Annotated in this window: 1 protein-coding gene; it reads left to right on the top strand. The window is 68.6% G+C overall.

Translation table 11 applies throughout. From position 1 onward, the window contains the following. Positions 1-392: hypothetical protein (locus E4T88_RS18085; protein ID WP_221411842.1), on the top strand; the 392-nt coding region annotated here is incomplete at both ends.

A 392-nucleotide genomic window follows, 5' to 3' on the forward strand; every position in this document is an offset into this window, starting at 1 on the left:
CGCCGAGGGCGGCAAGGCCCCACCCGAAGTAGCAGCCGCCGCGAAGTTCATGCTCAAGAATCCGGACATCTACCGGACCATCGAAACCCACGACGTGCCGGGCGCCGATGGAAAATCCGCCGTGGGCAACCTGCTGGCCGCCGCGCGCGGCGAGATCCCCGGCGTGGGCGGCAAGTCCTCCCAGACCACGAACAGCATCCTGAAGTTGCTGCAGTTGCTGCTGCAGGTACTGAACGGTACGCCCGCCTCCTCCAGCGGAGCGAACCACCCCGCCGCGAAGCCGCTCGACGCGCAGGGCGGTTCACGCACCCTGGCGCCTGCGGGCAACGCGGTCCCTGCGACCGGAAGCGGTACGCAGGACCGGCTGGGCCAACTGCTGCAGCAATTGCAGT

Source organism: Dysgonomonas mossii, assembly GCF_004569505.1.
Classification (GTDB): Bacteria; Bacteroidota; Bacteroidia; order Bacteroidales; family Dysgonomonadaceae; genus Dysgonomonas.